Genomic DNA, 15,642 nt, shown 5'->3' with positions numbered 1-15,642 from the left:
GAGGCGACGACGACCCCGTTGCGGCGCCCGCCCTCGGCATACCTCGGCACCAACGTCGTCTTTCACCAACAGCGGCGTCTTCTCCGTTGCGGTGATGCTCGGGGCCATGCTCGAGGTGGGGGCCGACGCGGTGCTGTTCTCCGTCGACTACCCCTACGAGTCGTCGTCCGAGGCGGTCGAGGGATTCGAGCGGACGACGCTGTCCGCCGCGGACCGGGCAAAGATCGCGCACGGCAACGCCGAACGGCTGCTGCGCATCTAGGCCGGGTGGTTGTGCAGCTTGCGGGGGTCGACGCCGGCGCGCCGCCATGCCTGGGCGGCCCACGGCAGGTAGATCAACGGCAGGGGCAGCCGGTTGATCAGCGGGTTCAGCGCCCGCATCGTGGCGGCGAACCGCTGAAAACGCCTCTCCTTGTCGGCATCCCACTGCAGCCCGCAGACCTTGCGCATCTGCGGCGGCAGGGTGCCCACCAGCACCAGCCGGGTGTAGGCGTTGAGCGGGGCGGACAAGATCTTCCAGACCGGCTTGGGAATCCGGCGCGGACCCGGGATGCCCTTGCGGATGTAGCCGGTGCCATACAGGACGGTTTTGTGCGGCACGAACCGCTCGAGCATCTGGTCCCAGTAGGCCAGGAAGTCGTCATAGGTCTGCGGCTGGCCGCGATCGCTGACCCCGTAGAGGCCGTACCACACCTTGCTTTCGTTGAAGATCCGCTCCTTTTCCGCGCGGGACAGCCGGCGGATGAAGGTGTCGGTCGTGTAGATGACCTGGTCGACGAACGTCGCGTGCGCCCAGTAGAACAACTCGGGGTTCAGCGCGTGATACCGCGAGCCGTCGCTGATGGTTCCCTTGATCGCTTTGTGGAAGTCGCGCACCCTGCGGCCCCACTCGTGCGGGTCGTCGGAGTACACCGTCTTCATCAGCGGCGGCGCGGTGCGCTTGGCCCGGCCCAACGTGTCGCTGAAGATCACCGAGTGATCCAGCACGCCCTGGGCGAGCTGCTCGATGCAGTTCTCGGTGCCGGCCGTGCGCTGGAAGCCGAAGAACTGCGTGCGGTGGTCCCCGTAAAACTTCCAGATCAACGAGTCGGGCCCCAGGCGCGGGGCGTCGGCCGGCCCGTCGACGGGCATCGGGACCGCTTCGCGCACTCCGGTGTCGAAATCCTGGCGAGCCGATTGCACCGTCATCTCGCACCCCCTGGCGCCGCGCCCCAGCCCGAAGCAGAGAAACAAATACGTATCTTTGTGTCACGATAGCATCGTAGGCGCCGAGGCCGCGGTGGGGGTGAATCGAAGGTGCAGAACCACAGCCCTGGGGGCACCCTCGACGAGAAAATCCTGGACACCGCGCGGACCGTGTTCGAGACCTACGGCGTGCGCCGCGCGAACATCGAAGACGTCGCCGCGCGCGCCGGGGTGAGCCGCAGCAGCATCTACCGGCGCTTCCCGACCAAGGTCGATTTGTTCGAGCACGTGGTGCGGCGCGAGGCCGAACAATTCTTCGCCACCTTGGACCGGGCCACCGCCGGATGCAACCCGCGGGAGGCCGTGATCGAAGCGTTCGCCCTGGGGGTGCGCCTGATCCAGGACTCGCCGCTGTACTCCCGGATCGTTGAAAGCGAGCCGGAGCTCTTCGGCCTGTTTTCCCGGTCCCACGTCTTCCCGATCCGCCAATTCGCCGACGGCATCGCCCGTACCCTGCGGCGCTGCGGGAGCGACATCCCGGATCCCGACCTGGCCAACATCTCCGACATCCTGCTTCGGGTCGCCCTGGGCATCGTCGTGTTTCCCACCGACCGGCTCGACACGTCGGACCCGGCGGCCGTCCGCGACTACGCCGCCCGCTACCTGGTTCCGATCGTCGGTCGCTAGCGGGCTTCGCCTTGCCTGTGACTTGTCGGGGCGCTGAATTAGCCTGATAGCCGTGCCTGGGTTTTCTGGGACACCGCGAACGCGATACGCCAGCTGCGGCGACACGGACATCGCCTACCAGGTGTTCGGCGACGGACCGATCGACCTGGTGCTGCTGCCCGGGCCGTCCATTCCGATCGACTCGGTCGACGCCGAGCCGTCGATGTACCGCTTTCAGCGGCGGCTGGCCTCGTTCGCCCGGGTGATCCGGCTCGACCAGCGCGGGATCGGGCTGTCGTCGCGGGTGCCGTCGGCGGACGTGATCGGGCCGCGATTCTGGGCCAGGGACGTGATCGCGGTCATGAACGCGGTGGGCTGCGAGCGGGCGACGGTGGTGGCGCCGGGCTTCACGTCCATGACCGGGCTGGTGTTGGCCGCCGAGCACCCCGACCGGGTCCACAGCCTGGTGATCATCAACGGCGCGGCCCGCACCCTGTACGCGCCCGACTACCCGATGGGCAGCCGGGTCGACACCATCGACCTGTACACGACCGTGGGAATCGACCCGGACGCCGTCGACCAGGGCTTCGACATGCTCGGCATCATCGCCCCCAGCGTCGCCCGCGACGACGCGTTCCGCGCGTGGTGGGACGCGGCCGGCAACCGCGCCGCCTCGCCGAGCATGGCCCGCGCGATGATCATGGCCATCCGGCAGGCCGACGTCCGCGAGACGCTGCCGCGCATCACCGCGCCGACGCTGATCCTGCACCGCACCGAATCGGAGTTCACGCCGGTCGCCCACGGCCGTTACCTCGCCGAGCACATCGCCGGATCGCGCCTGGTGGAGCTGCCGGGCGACGACACCCTGTACTGGGTGGGCAACACGGCGCCGATGCTCGACGAGATAGAAGAGTTCATCACCGGCATGCGGGGCGGGTCGGACGCCGAGCGCCTGCTCACCACGATCGTGTTCACCGACATCGTCGGCTCCACCGAGCGGGCCGCCCTGCTCGGCGACGGCCGGTGGCGCGACCTGCTGGACAACCACGACACGATCATTCGCCACGAACTCCAGCGGTATGGCGGGCGCGAAGTGAACACCGCGGGCGACGGTTTCGTGGCCACCTTTTCCAGCCCCAGCGCCGCGCTCGCCTGCGCCGACGACATCGTCGACGCGGTACGCGTGCTGGGCATCGAGGTGCGGGTGGGCATTCACGCCGGCGAGGTCGAGGTGCGCGGCGCCGCGAAAAACGACCTCGCGGGCATGGCGGTGCACATCGGTGCGCGGGTCGGCGCGCTGGCCGCACCCGGCGAGGTGCTGGTGTCCTCGACGGTGCGCGACATCGTGACCGGCTCGCGGCACCGGTTCGCCGACCGCGGCGAGAGCGCGCTCAAGGGCGTGCCCGGCGAGTGGCGGCTGTACTCCCTGGTCCGCGAGCGCGCCGCGGTCCGGCGGTAACGCATCCCACATCCGCGGGCGTCGAGCGGCCCGGCGCCCCGGCGTAGGCTGCCAGCAGGGCGCGTCACAGCCGGACCGGCGCCGTCGCCGCGTTCGATTTCCCTTGTGACGCTTGGCTATTGGACAGAGGAGTGCGCGTGACCGACGTACACGTTTCGCTTTCGCCCGCATTGCGCCGGGCGGTGGACCTGCTCGCCGATCCGCCGGGGGAGCCGGACGTGAGCAAGGGCTACCTGAACCTGCTCGACGACGGATCGGACGAAGAGGCGGTCGCCAAGAACACCGGCCCGATACAGGCGGCGTGGGCATCGCCGATCGGGTCGATGCTCTACGACAACGCCCAGGCCCTGTCGCGCCGGCTGATCAGCGCGTGGCAGCTGCCCATCGAGTGGCTCAGCATCCCGCCCGGTGGCGTCGCGCTGGACGTCGGCTCCGGCCCGGGCAACGTCACCGCGTCCCTGGCGCACGCCGCCGGCCCCGACGGGGTGGCGCTGGGCATCGACATCTCCGAACCCATGCTCGCCCGCGCGGTGCGCAACGAGGCCGGCCCACAGGTCGGCTTCATCAAGGCCGACGCCCAACGACTTCCCCTGCGGGACAAGACGATCGACGCGGTGATCTCCACCGCCGCGCTGCAGCTGATTCCGAACCCCGCGGCGGCTTTGGCCGAGATGGCCCGGGTGCTGCGAGACGGCGGCAGGCTGGCGGTCATGGTGCCCACCGTCGGGTGGGCCGCCCGGCTGTTTCAGCTGCTGCCGAACGTCGGCGCGCACGCGTTCGGCGACGACGAAATCGCAGACATCCTGGAACAAAACGGATTCGTCAGCGTGCGGGTCAAGAACTACGGCACGTTTCAGTGGGTGCGGGGCCGGAAGGGCTGATCATCCCGCCTGGGCCTGCGCGGCGAGCCGGTCGATCGACTCGCGCAACATCTCGGCGGTCGTCGAACGCGCCTTTTCCATCCGCGTGCTGTCGGTCAGCCTCGTCCAGTCGTAGGTGTGGGTCACGCTGGTGAGCGTCGCGTTGATGGGCTGCAGCTCCCAGCGCCACAGATGCCCGGGCGGCTGCTTCTTCGGTTCCGCCGGGCACCAGGCGATCTTGCTGCCCTCGATGAATTCGACGACATGGTTTTCCCGCACCGCGCCATTGGTCAGGGTCGTTTTGAAGATGTCGCCCACCGCGTGAACCCGCTGCCCCGGGGCGGCGGAGGCGAGGTTGTCGTTGCCGTCCCAGCTGGGCTGGCGGGAGGGGTCGGCGATCAGCTCGAAAATGCGCTCGGCGCTTGCCGAGATCACTCGGGTGGCGCTGACGACGCGTTCGTCGCGTTCAGATTGCATGCCGCTATCCAAACACGCGGGCGCCGACGGTGCTCCTACCCCAACCGCAGGGCCTCGACCGGCCCCGACAGGGCGCCCTTGACGTAGCGGGTGTCGGCGTCGGCAAGCACCTCGGCTTCGCCGCGCTCGATGCCGTCGACGATTTGCCGCGCCACGTCCCGAGGGTCGTTCTTGGGCACGTCGAAGTCCGTGGCCATATCGGTTGCGGTGAAGCTCAGGTGCGCCCCGGTGACCGCGGTGCCCTGCTTGTCGAGCTCGATCCGCAGCGAGTTCGTCGCCGACCAGAGCGCGGCCTTGGAGGCGCCGTAGCCGCCGGAGCCGGCGAGCCAGGACAGCACGGAATGGATGTCGACGAGCGACCCGCCGCCGTTGTCGGCCAGGATCGGTGCGAACGCCTTGGCCACGCGCAGCGCGCCGAAGAAGTTCGTCTCGAACACCGCCCGCACCTCCTCGATGTCGCTGCCGAGCAGGTCGCGGGCACCGAAAATGCCCGCATTGTTGACGACGATGTTCGCGTCCGGCGCCGCAAGAGCCAGCGCCGCAACCGAATCCGGTTCGGTGACGTCGAGTTCGACACTCACCACGCGTGGGTCGTCGCTCGGTTTGGGCGCCCGCGCCGTGGCGTACACCTTGGCCGCGCCCCGGCGCAGCAACTCCTCCACGATCGCCTTGCCGAGCCCGCGCTGACCGCCGGTGACCACGACGGTCGACCCCTTGACGTTAACCATGACCGCACTCCTTGACTTAGGTGAAACAACTTTGCCTCTGTCACCGTAGTTGACCGCGGTGACATAAGCAAGTAAATTTTGGCTATGTCTGCTGCATGGCCTGCGTCACAGCGCTACGGGCTCGCCACGGCGCCCGGCGGGCTGGGCCTGGTGCAGGACTTCCTCAACACGCGAGGCATCGGCGACTACGGGCCGGACCTGCTGGCCGACGCCGCCGCCGCGGCGGGCTGGCTGGCCGACGCCGCGCGCGCGTGGTCCTCGCAGCGCGGGCTGGACGTGCAGCCGCCGGCACTCACCGACGCCGACGCGTCGAGGCTCCGCGCCCTGCGGGAGGCGGTCTCGCGGCTGGTCGGCGGCGAACCGCCCACGGGCACCGCGGCGTCGTTTCCGGCGTCGCTGACGCTGTCGAGCTCCGGCGAGGTGATGCTCGAGCCCGCCGGTTCCGGGTGGCGTTGGCTCGCCTCGGCGCTGTGGGGACAGATTCTGCTCGGTCAGCGCGACGGCCTCTGGGAACGGGTCAAGCGGTGCCGCAACCACGAGTGCGGGGCAGTTTTCTACGACCGCTCCAAGAACAACAGCGGGGTGTGGCACGACGCCAAGACGTGCGGCAACGCGGCGAATCTGCGCGCCTCCCGGGCGCGTCGGCGCGAACGCGAGCGGTCGGCGACGGGCCGCTGAGGCGTCATCGTCGGCGGCGCGCCATCAGCAGCGCTCGGCGCCCCTGGGCATGATCCGGTCTTGGGGATTCGCCTGGCGCGGCTTGCCGTTTCTCAGCACCGCGGCCAGCGCGTCGCGGGCACGCACTTTGATCGGGGTGACGACGTCGAGATTGGTTGGGTTCTGGGTGATCCAGGCCTGCAGTGTTGCCACAATCTTCCGTCCTCTTCGGTTCGGCCGAAAAGCCGACCACTCGATTGCACAGCTGTCGCTTTACGGGGTTGCCGCGCCGCGGTAAACATCACGAAAAGCCGGCTGTGTCATGAGGCACATTGTCCGCGGTCAGCGCCGCCCGTCACACCTGCGCAGCGGTTCAGGCCGTCGCGGCGGCTCGCTCGACGTCCAAGAGCTGCTCACCCCGGCGTTCCTCGTCGTAGGCCTTGCGGCCGCCCCGCAGGCCGAACAGCCGTTTGGAGATCAGCAGGTAGACGACGGCGGCCACGTTGATCGTGAACGTGACCAATCGGGTCATCGTGATGCCCTTGGCCAGGTCGTGGATCTCCAGTGGCAAAAACACCGAGGTCGCCACGACCGCGAAGTATTCACCCCAGCGCTTGAGCAACCACAGGCCGACGCCCTCGACGACCTCGATCAGCGCGTAACCGGCCAGCATCAGGGTCAGCAGGGCCAAGGTGGACGGCTTGGTGGCCAGCGCCTTTTCGAGCTCGTGAACGATCGTCATCTGGTCGACCTTGAATCCGGCGGCGCGGAAGATCGGCAGGTCGCGGTCGAGGGTGGCCTGGATCGCCCCGCGCGCGCCGCGGAATTTCCACACGGCGTACGCCGCAAGCGCGATCACCACCGCACGGAGCACGCGTTCGAGCGCCAGCGCGCGGATGATGATCGCCTGGCGTAACGCCTTGCCGCGCAAGATCATCGGCGCGTCCTCGGCGCGGCCGCGGCCGTGCGGCTCCCCCACGGTGAATTCGCCGCAGCGCAGGCATCGCCACACCTGGCCCAGCCCGGTGGAGCCGCTGAGCCGGTCGGCGAGCGCCTGCTCGTCGGGTGCGTAGGTGACGTGCCCCGCCAGCGCGCAGGTGACCAGTTCCCAGCGGTTGATGCCGCGATCTTTGCGCATGGCCGATCATCGGATGCCGCCGGTGCGCGATGCAAGGGGGCGCGCGCAGAGCTCAGAAGCGGGCCTTGCTGCGCGGCCGGGCGGCGGCCGGGCTCACCGCCCCCAGCAGGCCGGCGAGTTCGGCTACCGAAATCTGGTCCAGGCGAGCGACGGCGGCGACGATGTCGGCGCGCAGCGCGGCGTCGCAGAAGGGTTCGGCGAGCCAGTCGAACTTGTCGACGACGCGCTCCCAGGACAGGGGCGTGGTGGGTGACCCCTCGTAATCGGCCTGCTCGCGGCTGAATTCCCGGCCGTCGCGCGTGATCACCCGGACCCGCGCCGCCGTGCGCCGCGGGTAGTCGGCGGTCAGGTCGGCGGCCGGCTCGACGTGCACCCGGGCCAGTAGGTCTTGGACGTCGGAGCGCCGAACCCGTTCGGTCTCAAGCTGTTCGGGGCCCACCCCGCCGTCCAGCAGGGCCACGGCGCTCAAGTATTTGAGGTTGTAGTCGGCCTGCTCCTTGATCAGCGGGTGATTTTTGTCGCCGTAGGCGCCGCCGCCGGCGAAGTCGTATGCGCTTTGGAAGGCTTCCAGGTGCACGCGCGCGACGTCGCCGCCGCGCAGTGCGTGGTCGGCGCGAATCGCCAAGACGGCGTCAATGATGGGTTGGCCGTGGATAAGTGAGCAGTACTGCTTCAAATACGTCTGCTCGACGCACGTGAGTCCCCGGTCGGCGGTGTGAAAGTCGATCGGCTGGTCGAAGAGCTGCGTCAGGCCGTGCGGGCCTTCGAATAGCGACTTGGGGCCGGTGATGCCCCGGGCGGCCAGCATCGTGGCGTACACCGCTCGCATGCCGGTGATCGCCGGGGAGATGCCCTTCCAGTTCGAAACGGGTTCGGCGTGCACGGTGGCCAGCGACACGTTGTCGGCCGCGGCGGCCGCGATGGCGTTGGCGGTGGCCTCGGCGTCCAGTCGCAGCAGCTTGGCCGCGCCCGCCGCGACCGACATCGCCAGTTGCAGCGCGTGGTTGAGCCCGCGCGCCATCACGGGAACCTGTGCGCTGAACCGGCATTGCACCTCGTAGGCAACGGCCAGCGCCAGCAAAAACTCCGCGCCGCCGGCGCCGACGTGCTCGGCGACGGCCAGCACCGCGCCGAAGTTGTCGGCGGGGTGACACAACCCGCCGACCGTGAGATAGGTGTCGAGCAGGTCGGGGTAGCGCACCAGCACCGCGTTGAAGAAGGCCGCCTGGTCGACCGACGCCCGCCCGCCACCGACAAGGGTTGCGGTGGGGATCCCACTGAATTGCGCGGTGTGCTCCCGAGTCGTCGCGACGAGCTCGCCGTCAAGCGAGCCGACCGCGCAGGCCACGCTGTCCAGCACGTTGCGTTTCAGCAACTCCCGGTGCCGGTCGCTCAGGTCGACCTGTCGGGCGCCGACGACGAACTCGGCCAGGTCGTCGACAATATGGTTGTGCGCCATGGCTTTTCGTCCTTCCTCGTACCCCCACTGAAGCGCCGCCGCCCGCCGCTGTCCAGGACCGATCCCTTAGCAGTGCTCGGCCGGGCTTCCTATCGCAGGTCGACGGCCGATTCGAGGACGCCGCGGTGCGGGTCGCCCGCCGGGACCCACCAGCGCTCCGCCGGAGGCGCGAGCCAGCCGCGGCCGCGCGCGACCGCCAGCAGCGCCTCCACCACACCGCCGGCGCCGGCCCGGTCATCGTCTTGGCGGTGCACCAACGACCACGTCCACAGCGGAATCGGTTCGGCGACCGGGCGCCGGCCCAGGCTGGGCGGGATCACCGCGGTGTGGCGCTTCGGCGAGGCGAGCACGGGGGCGCCGATCTTGCGCACATGGGCGTAGAACGCGTCGCCGGTCACGCCCCCGTCGTCGATCTCGACGATGCGCGCGCCGGTGTGGGCGGCGAAGCCTTCGGCGAACCGATTCCATGACGACCATGCCGATTCGTCGGCATCGACGAGCACCCGGAGGTCTTGCGCGGCAACGGGTTCGGCCGAGCCCGCGCCGGGCGCGACCGCGTGTAGGGGCTCGGCGCGCAGCAGGTGTGCCGTCAGTCCACGCCGCTTGACGTGCTCGGCGGTGACCCAGGCCAGGGCGATGTCGAGGGTGCCCTCGGCCACCCGCTCCGCCTGAGTGTGCGACGGCAGCACCCACTCGTCGATCCGCAGCGCCACCGCGGGCCCGGCCAGGCTCTGGATGTCATCGGGCAGCCAACTGACGTAGCCCAATCGCACCGCGGCGCTCAGGGCGGCCGCCCGCCGCAGCCGATGCTTGGCGTCGTCGGCGAGCGACAGGATCCGGCGCGCGTCGCCAAGCAACGACCGTCCGGCTTGGGTGAGTTGAACGCCGCGACGGTCCCGCACCAGGAGCTCGACGCCCAGTTCGCGCTCCAGCGCGATGATTTGCTGCGACAGGGCGGGCCCGGAGATGTGCACTCGCCCCGCCGCGCGCCCGAAATGCAGTTCCTCGGCGACGGCCACGAAGTAGCGCAGCTGCCGCAGTTCCATGTGGTGAGCTTAGGGGCGGCCGCGCTAGACGGCCCGGTCGACCGTCCGTTGCGATTCGGTGATGGCGGCGGTTTGGTCGGTGAGTTTCTTGCCGATGACGCGGATCTGCCGCGCGCTCAACTGGCACAGCGGATGCACGGCGACCATCATGTCGACCCGTTGCCGACGGTCGAAAACCGGTGCGGCGATGGTCACGACGGGCCGTTTGCGGCGGCCCGGGTTGTCGTCGGAAAGAAAGCCGATGGTGGTGAACTCGACGAGCAGTTGGTCGATGATGTGCCGCACCGGGGTCGGCATCTCGTCAATATCCAGCGTGGCGACCATTTGGACGGCCTGGGCCAGCGCGGGCGTTGTCCAGTCGATGTCGAATCCGCGTTCGCGGGTGCGCTCCAGGACGCGCTCGAGGCGCTGGATGCGATCGGTGTCGTCCCCCGCGCCGCGGCGGATCCACGCCCGTTGTTCCTCTTCGGTGTCCCAGGCGGCGAGGGCGACCCCGAACGGCGGGGCATACGGGATCCGGTCGCCCGGGATGCCCGCCGGCTGGGACGCGGGGTCGCCCTCGAACGCGGTGACCACCAACGAATCCCCGAATCGCTCGACCACGGAGGTGGCGTAGCCCACCTCGCGGGACAGCCGCAGCGCCGCGGTACGAGCGGCATGCGCGAGCGGGCGGGCGGTGTCGGTGCGCGCCGCGACCACGCCGAGCGCCGGGCCCAGGCTGAACGTCTTGGCGACGGGGTCGCGGCTGGCCCAGCCACGGTCGCACAGCGTCTTCAGGATCGCGTGCGCCGTCGCCTGCGTCAGGTTCAGCTCGCGCACGATGTCGGAGAAGCGCAGCCGCAAGTTCCCGGACCGCGCCAGGAGCTCGACCACGTCGAGCACCCGGGCGGTCGGCGCTGACGGCGATCCGCGGATGTCTTGACTCCTTCACGACGGGGTTCGTACAGCGACAGCGAGCATTCGAGATCTTATATCGATTATTCGAGACTATAAACGGCGCTGACGCGTTGCGCGTGTTCCGAACCGTTTTCACCGACGACTCCGCCGCGATGGGTCCTGCCGGCTAGCCGGGCGCGCGCCAGGAGACCAGTGCCCGCCCGTAGAGCAGCCGGCGGACGCGTGCCCCGGGCAGCGTCGCCCGGACGTGGGTGCGCAGCTGGTGCAGGGTGTCCGGCGGCGGCCACTTGATCGGCGCCGTGTGTTCCCACTTTCCCTTCACGCGGTTGACGACGCCGCATGCCACCCAACTCGTCAAGTGCCACAAGCCGTTTCGGAGCGCGGGCCGCACGAAGGTGACCACCTCGAGCCTTCCGCCCGCGCCGACCAGGTCCGCCAACCGTTTCAGGGCCGCGCGGGTGTCGTCGAGGTGGTGCAAAGCCGCGTTCGACAGGACGGCGTCGAAACCCGCGCGGGGCAGGTCGGCCGTCATGACATCGCCGTGCAGCCACCGGACGGGCGTCGCGGCGAACCGGTCCCGCGCGCGTCGCAGGACGGGGGCGTCGACATCCACTGCGACGACCTCCTGCACCCGCCGGGCCAGGCGGGCGGCGAGGAACCCGTCGCCGCACCCGACGTCGAGAACTCGCCGGGCACCCGACGGAACCTTCGACTCGAGCAGCGCGTCATAGTGGATGTTGATGTTCCACGGGTGTCCTGCGGGCGGCACGCCCCGAAAATATCCGAACCTTGCCAGCTATCTTTGAACCCGCCCGCGGGGTCCGCCGACGCGCCGCGCGCGGCTCGGATGCCGCTGACGGTGGCGCCGCAAGCGGCCCGAAAACCCCACCACAGGCCACCACAAGGTTTGCCAAAGTTTTGGATGAGCTGGCCCAAACTTTTCCCGTCGCCCGCGCTGGCCAGCAAAGACAGGCGGTGGCACCGTCTCCCTTCGGCCCTGAGCGACGTTGCTGGGTGGCCGATTCGCCGGGTAGCGTTGGAAGGCAATTCGCGACGGCGACCGACCGAAGCAGTCCCCGATTTTTCGGCACCCCTCGATGAGATGAAGGATGACGATGCTGGCCACAGACCGGCCCGCTGCCGCGGTCTCGACGACGTCGCGCGCGCGGCGGCTCACCCTGGCCCGCTCGGCCGTGATCACCGGGACCTTCATCGCACCGGCCGTGGTGATCAGGATCGCCGGCCTGCATCTCGACCCGGTCGCCGCGCTGTTGGTCTTCGGCGCGGCGGTGGTGGCTGCCAGCTTCCTGCTGGCGTGGGCCGCCGAAGCCGCGCAGATCGACGTCTCCGGCGGGCTGGCGATCGCGGTTCTCGCGCTGGTCGCGGTGCTGCCCGAATACGCCGTCGACCTCTACTACGCGTACGTGTCCGGTCACAACCCCGAATACACCCAGTACGCCGCCGCGAACATGACGGGATCCAACCGGCTGCTGATGGGTTTGGGCTGGCCCGTCGTGGTGTTGGTCGCCATCCTGGCGGCCCGCAAGGCGGGCGCCCCCAAACCGACCGGCCTGGCCCTGGAACCCGCCAACCGCGTCGAGCTCGGCTTCCTGGTGATCGCCGGGGTGGGCGCGTTCGTCATACCGGCGAGCGGCGAAATCCACCTGGCGCTCGGTCTGGCGTTGCTGGCCTGGTTCGGCTTCTACCTCTACAAGATCAGCCATGGCGACGTGGAGGAGCCCGAACTCATCGGCACCGCCGCGGCGCTCGGTGAGCTGCCGGATCGTGGCCGGCGCATCGCCGTGGTCGGGCTCTTCGCCGTGTCCGGGGCGGTGATCCTGCTGTGCGCCAAGCCGTTCGCCGACAGCCTGGTCGCCGCGGGTACCGAGCTGGGCATCGACCGATTCCTGCTGGTGCAATGGCTGGCGCCGCTGGCCTCGGAAGCCCCGGAATTCATCATCGCGGTCATCTTCGCCACCCACGGCAAGGGCACCGCCGCGATCGCCACGCTGATCTCCTCGAAGGTCAACCAGTGGACGCTGCTGATCGGCTCGTTGCCGGTGGCTCACTTGCTCGGCGGCGGCGGGTTTTCTCTGGCGCTCGACGCCCGCCAGGTCGAGGAGGTGCTGCTCACCGCCGCCCAGACGCTGATGGGGGTGGCGCTGATCATGGCGCTACGTTTCCCCAGGGGCGCCGCCTGGGCCCTGTTGGGTTTGTTCGTCGTCCAGTTCCCTATCGTCTCGACACCGGGGCGGTTGGTGCTGTGCGGTATTTACGCCGCGGTGGCGATCGCCGGTCTGGTCGTCAACCACCGCTACCTGATCGCCACGGTTCAGGCGCCGTTTGTCGGTCGGGCGATCCGGCGCACCGGCCACCCGCACCACGCGGAAGACGGCCCCTGACCCGGGTCGCGGCCGGCTTGTATAGCATCGCGGGTTAATTAGCCGACTTTCGGATTTGGAGCGCCAGTGGCCCGGGAAGTGCTGACCGTCATCGGCGTGGGCGGCATGGGTCGGGCCATTGCGCGGCGCCTCGGCGCCGGCAAGACCGTGCTGCTGGCCGACTACAACGACGCGGCGCTGGCCTCGGCGGCCGAATCGTTGTCCGCGGACGGCCACCGCGTGGAATGTCGTGGCGTCGACGTCGCCTCGCCGGAATCGGTTCGCGGGCTCGCGAAGTGCGCGGCCGCCCTCGGCGACGTGACGCAGGTGGCGCACACCGCGGGCGTGTCCCCGTCGCAGGCCGCGGCCGACGCGATTTTGGCCGTGGATCTGTTGGGCACGGCGCTGGTGCTCGAAGAATTCGGAGCGGTCGTCGCGGCAGGAGGCGCGGGCGTCGTGATCGCCAGCATGGCCGGGCACTTGTTCCCGCCGCCGACCGCCGAACAGGAACGCGCGCTGGCCCACACCCCGGCCCGTGACCTATTGGGGCTGGACTTCGTCCACGCTCACAAGCTCGCCGAACCCGGCATCGCGTACGGGATCGCCAAGCAGGCCAACCACATTCGCGTTCGCGCCGCGAGCGCCCACTGGGGCCGGCGGGGCGCCCGCATCAATTCGATCAGCCCCGGCGTCATCTCCACGCCGATGGGTCAGCAGGAACTGGCGTCCCCGGTCGGCGACGGCATGCGGGCGATGGTCGCCATGTCCGCGACCGGTCGCCTGGGCACTCCCGACGACATCGCCTCGGCCACCGCGTTTTTGCTCGGTCCCGACGCATCCTTCGTCACCGGTACCGACCTGCTCGTCGACGGCGGCGTCGTCGCGGCGCTCAAGGCCGCCAGCCGGCCCGAGCGCACTCAGACCAGGTAATAGAGCTCGGCGCGCTCGGGCTCCGGCGGGAACGGATGCTTCGGTCCCGGATCGGCAAGCCGGTTGCGCGCGTAGCGCACCGCCTTGAGCGTCGCCGAATACTGCTCGTCTTCTTCGGGGAAGACGTGCTCGGCGGGGAACCACCGTTGGAACCCGACGTTGTTCAGAACGCCCAACGTATCCGGTCGCACCCCGGCGAGCAGGACGGTGACGCCGCGAGCGGCCTGTTCGCGCAGGAAGTGCTCGATGCGCTCGATGCAGACCACGTCCGGATGGCGCACGCGCTTGAGGCGCAACACCGCGAACGCGATGTCGTCGTCGGCGATGCGCCGGTCGATCTCGGACAGGTAGCGTTCCAACTCCGGTGCGGCGCCGAAGAACAGCTCGCCCTCCAGGTCGTAGATGACGATCGCCGGATCGGCCGGATCGCCCGGGATACGTTCGCGGACAACGCGTTCGGGCGCGACGATCAGCTCCGTCGCCCTGAGTTTGGCGGCGCGCGGCACGAACAGCAGGATCGACAGGATCACGCCGAGCAGGACCGACTTGTCGAGATCGATCGCCACCCCGGTGAACGCGGTGACGAGAACCAGGCCGGCGTCGTAGCGCGACGCCTTGAGCGTGTAGATCAGGCGCCTGAAATCGACCAGGCGCGCCGCCGTGACGAGCAGCAGCCCGGCCAGCGCCGCCTGTGGAACGTAGCGCAGCAGGGGCGCGAACAGCAGCAGCGCCGCGGCCACCGTTGCCGCCGAGACGATTCCGGAGAATCGCGTGCGGGCTCCGGATTGGAAGTTGATCGCCGAGCGCGACAGCGAGCCGGAGCCCGGGAGGCTCTGGAAGAAGCCGCCGGCAAGGTTGGCCAGGCCTTCGGCCATGATCTGCCGGTTGTAGTCGATGGCCTGGTGGGTCTGGTGGGCGATGGCTTTGGCGATCGACAGCGCCTCGATGATCCCGACGAAGGCGATGGCCAGGGCGCCGGTCGACAGGTGCGGCAGCCAGTCGGTGTGGACTTCCGGAATGTGCGGCGCGGGCAGGCTTCGCGGGATCTTGGCCGCCACCGACACCGCCGTGCGGCCGTTGGCGCCGAGGACCGACCACCCCGCGACGTAGGCGATGAGCGCGGTGACGATCAACACGGCGAGCATGTCGATCTGCGGCCACCGGAAACGCTGCACCAGCCGGCGCAGGATCACCGCCAGCGCTACCGCGACGGCGCTCAGCGTCAGGGCGCGGTAGTTGACGTGGTCGCCGCGGGTGAGGGTGAGCCAGACGCGATGCAGCACCTGCATGTGGCCGTTGCCTTTGTCCTTGACACCCAGCGCGTTGCCCAGTTGCCCGACGGCGAGCAGAAACGCGGCGGCCGCCATGAATCCGATGATCACCGACTCCGATATGTAGCGGGTAAGGTTGCCCAGCTTGAACAGGCTGATCACGATCTGAAACCCGCCCACCAGCACGGCCAGCAAAAACAGCCCTTCGAAGAGTTCGGTGCTGTTCTCCGAGTCGATGAAGGCCAGCGCCGTGAACACCAGCAGCGAGATGGCGCTCGTCGGGCCGTTGATCAGGTGCGAGGACGACCCGAAGATCGATGCCACGACGGTCACCACGATCGCCGAGTACACCCCGAATCTGGGGTCCACGCCGGCGATCAGCGCATAGGCCATCGCCTGGGGAAACGAGATGGCGGCGACGGTGAGACCGGCGATCACGTCATGCCGGCCCTTGACCGGGTCGTAATGGAAGGCAAGGCCCACGGGGT

Annotated in this window: 16 protein-coding genes and 1 pseudogene; 7 read left to right on the top strand and 10 right to left on the bottom strand. The window is 69.3% G+C overall.

All coding sequences use genetic code 11. The annotated features are described in order from the left end of the window. Positions 1-90: 90 nt before the first annotated feature. Positions 91-262 (top strand): annotated as a pseudogene (locus AWC19_RS30150) (amidohydrolase family protein); the annotation flags it as partial. Here the strand turns inward: AWC19_RS30150 and AWC19_RS23735 are convergent. After that, positions 259-1,188, bottom strand: a complete 930-nt coding sequence (locus AWC19_RS23735) for an oxygenase MpaB family protein (RefSeq protein ID WP_085080532.1) — start codon at positions 1,186-1,188, stop codon at positions 259-261. The pseudogene AWC19_RS30150 and the gene AWC19_RS23735 overlap by 4 nt on opposite strands. 108 nt (positions 1,189-1,296) lie before the next feature. Here AWC19_RS23735 and AWC19_RS23730 point away from each other — a divergent pair, with 108 nt between their 5' ends. The 3 genes from AWC19_RS23730 to AWC19_RS23720 all read left to right on the top strand — a co-directional run bounded on the left by AWC19_RS23730 (position 1,297) and on the right by AWC19_RS23720 (position 4,191). Then, positions 1,297-1,872 carry a TetR/AcrR family transcriptional regulator gene (locus tag AWC19_RS23730; protein WP_085080531.1) on the top strand — a complete coding sequence of 192 codons (576 nt, stop codon included), beginning with the start codon at positions 1,297-1,299 and terminating at the stop codon, positions 1,870-1,872. A 52-nt stretch (positions 1,873-1,924) separates the two neighbouring features. Continuing rightward, a complete protein-coding gene (locus AWC19_RS23725) occupies positions 1,925-3,310 on the top strand; it encodes an adenylate/guanylate cyclase domain-containing protein (protein WP_085080530.1) in 1,386 nt (461 codons plus the stop codon). Between the two features lie 137 nt (positions 3,311-3,447). Continuing rightward, positions 3,448-4,191, top strand: a complete 744-nt coding sequence (locus AWC19_RS23720; RefSeq protein WP_085080678.1) for a class I SAM-dependent methyltransferase — start codon at positions 3,448-3,450, stop codon at positions 4,189-4,191. On the opposite strand, the gene AWC19_RS23715 is transcribed toward AWC19_RS23720, so the two are convergent. Beyond that, complete coding sequence (locus tag AWC19_RS23715) at positions 4,192-4,647, bottom strand: SRPBCC family protein (RefSeq protein WP_085080529.1); 456 nt, start codon at positions 4,645-4,647, stop codon at positions 4,192-4,194. A 35-nt stretch (positions 4,648-4,682) separates the two neighbouring features. Beyond that, entirely contained in the window at positions 4,683-5,375 is a 693-nt protein-coding gene (locus tag AWC19_RS23710; RefSeq protein WP_085080528.1) for an SDR family oxidoreductase, read from the bottom strand. A gap of 84 nt (positions 5,376-5,459) precedes the next feature. On the opposite strand from AWC19_RS23710, the gene AWC19_RS23705 reads away from it, so the two are divergent. Next, positions 5,460-6,053, top strand: coding sequence for a CGNR zinc finger domain-containing protein (locus AWC19_RS23705; protein ID WP_169718147.1), 594 nt, complete (start codon positions 5,460-5,462; stop codon positions 6,051-6,053). A 24-nt stretch (positions 6,054-6,077) separates the two neighbouring features. On the opposite strand, the gene AWC19_RS29960 is transcribed toward AWC19_RS23705, so the two are convergent. The 6 genes from AWC19_RS29960 to AWC19_RS23680 all read right to left on the bottom strand — a co-directional run bounded on the left by AWC19_RS29960 (position 6,078) and on the right by AWC19_RS23680 (position 11,341). Next, a complete protein-coding gene (locus AWC19_RS29960) occupies positions 6,078-6,245 on the bottom strand; it encodes a hypothetical protein (RefSeq protein ID WP_169718146.1) in 168 nt (55 codons plus the stop codon). A 160-nt stretch (positions 6,246-6,405) separates the two neighbouring features. Further along, on the bottom strand, positions 6,406-7,170 hold the full coding sequence (locus AWC19_RS23700) for a DUF2127 domain-containing protein (protein ID WP_085080527.1): 765 nt from the start codon (positions 7,168-7,170) through the stop codon (positions 6,406-6,408). Between the two features lie 52 nt (positions 7,171-7,222). Further along, positions 7,223-8,629 carry an MmgE/PrpD family protein gene (locus tag AWC19_RS23695; RefSeq protein ID WP_085080526.1) on the bottom strand — a complete coding sequence of 469 codons (1,407 nt, stop codon included), beginning with the start codon at positions 8,627-8,629 and terminating at the stop codon, positions 7,223-7,225. 89 nt (positions 8,630-8,718) lie between these two features. Continuing rightward, positions 8,719-9,675 (bottom strand): LysR family transcriptional regulator, encoded by a 957-nt coding sequence (locus AWC19_RS31305; RefSeq protein WP_085080525.1) that lies wholly within the window; start codon positions 9,673-9,675, stop codon positions 8,719-8,721. 24 nt (positions 9,676-9,699) lie between these two features. Beyond that, positions 9,700-10,557: a helix-turn-helix domain-containing protein gene (locus tag AWC19_RS23685; RefSeq protein ID WP_085080524.1), complete on the bottom strand. Its 858-nt coding sequence runs from the start codon at positions 10,555-10,557 to the stop codon at positions 9,700-9,702. 181 nt (positions 10,558-10,738) lie between these two features. After that, positions 10,739-11,341 carry a class I SAM-dependent methyltransferase gene (locus tag AWC19_RS23680; RefSeq protein WP_085080523.1) on the bottom strand — a complete coding sequence of 201 codons (603 nt, stop codon included), beginning with the start codon at positions 11,339-11,341 and terminating at the stop codon, positions 10,739-10,741. 340 nt (positions 11,342-11,681) lie between these two features. Here AWC19_RS23680 and AWC19_RS23675 point away from each other — a divergent pair, with 340 nt between their 5' ends. Both AWC19_RS23675 and AWC19_RS23670 read left to right on the top strand, forming a co-directional pair. Continuing rightward, positions 11,682-12,974: a sodium/calcium exchanger protein gene (locus AWC19_RS23675; protein WP_085080522.1), complete on the top strand. Its 1,293-nt coding sequence runs from the start codon at positions 11,682-11,684 to the stop codon at positions 12,972-12,974. Positions 12,975-13,040: 66 nt separating this feature from the next. Then, entirely contained in the window at positions 13,041-13,883 is an 843-nt protein-coding gene (locus AWC19_RS23670; RefSeq protein WP_085080521.1) for an SDR family oxidoreductase, read from the top strand. Here the strand turns inward: AWC19_RS23670 and AWC19_RS23665 are convergent. Beyond that, entirely contained in the window at positions 13,871-15,637 is a 1,767-nt protein-coding gene (locus AWC19_RS23665; protein WP_085080520.1) for a SulP family inorganic anion transporter, read from the bottom strand. The two genes, AWC19_RS23670 and AWC19_RS23665, sit on opposite strands and share 13 nt — an antisense overlap. Between the last annotated feature and the right edge of the window lie 5 nt (positions 15,638-15,642).

Origin of the sequence: Mycobacterium palustre, assembly GCF_002101785.1 — a bacterium.
GTDB classification, from domain to species: domain Bacteria; phylum Actinomycetota; class Actinomycetes; order Mycobacteriales; family Mycobacteriaceae; genus Mycobacterium; species Mycobacterium palustre.
This window is presented reverse-complemented; position numbering and strand designations above follow the sequence as displayed.

Bases quoted from the DNA above. Each gene is read 5' to 3' on its own strand.
- AWC19_RS23705 (WP_169718147.1), top strand. From the start codon at position 5,460: ATGTCTGCTGCATGGCCTGCGTCACAGCGCTACGGGCTCGCCACGGCG.
- AWC19_RS23675 (WP_085080522.1), top strand. From the start codon at position 11,682: ATGACGATGCTGGCCACAGACCGGCCCGCTGCCGCGGTCTCGACGACG.
- AWC19_RS23700 (WP_085080527.1), bottom strand. From the start codon at position 7,170: ATGCGCAAAGATCGCGGCATCAACCGCTGGGAACTGGTCACCTGCGCG.
- AWC19_RS23695 (WP_085080526.1), bottom strand. From the start codon at position 8,629: ATGGCGCACAACCATATTGTCGACGACCTGGCCGAGTTCGTCGTCGGC.
- AWC19_RS23710 (WP_085080528.1), bottom strand. From the start codon at position 5,375: ATGGTTAACGTCAAGGGGTCGACCGTCGTGGTCACCGGCGGTCAGCGC.
- AWC19_RS23715 (WP_085080529.1), bottom strand. From the start codon at position 4,647: ATGCAATCTGAACGCGACGAACGCGTCGTCAGCGCCACCCGAGTGATC.
- AWC19_RS23735 (WP_085080532.1), bottom strand. From the start codon at position 1,188: ATGACGGTGCAATCGGCTCGCCAGGATTTCGACACCGGAGTGCGCGAA.
- AWC19_RS31305 (WP_085080525.1), bottom strand. From the start codon at position 9,675: ATGGAACTGCGGCAGCTGCGCTACTTCGTGGCCGTCGCCGAGGAACTG.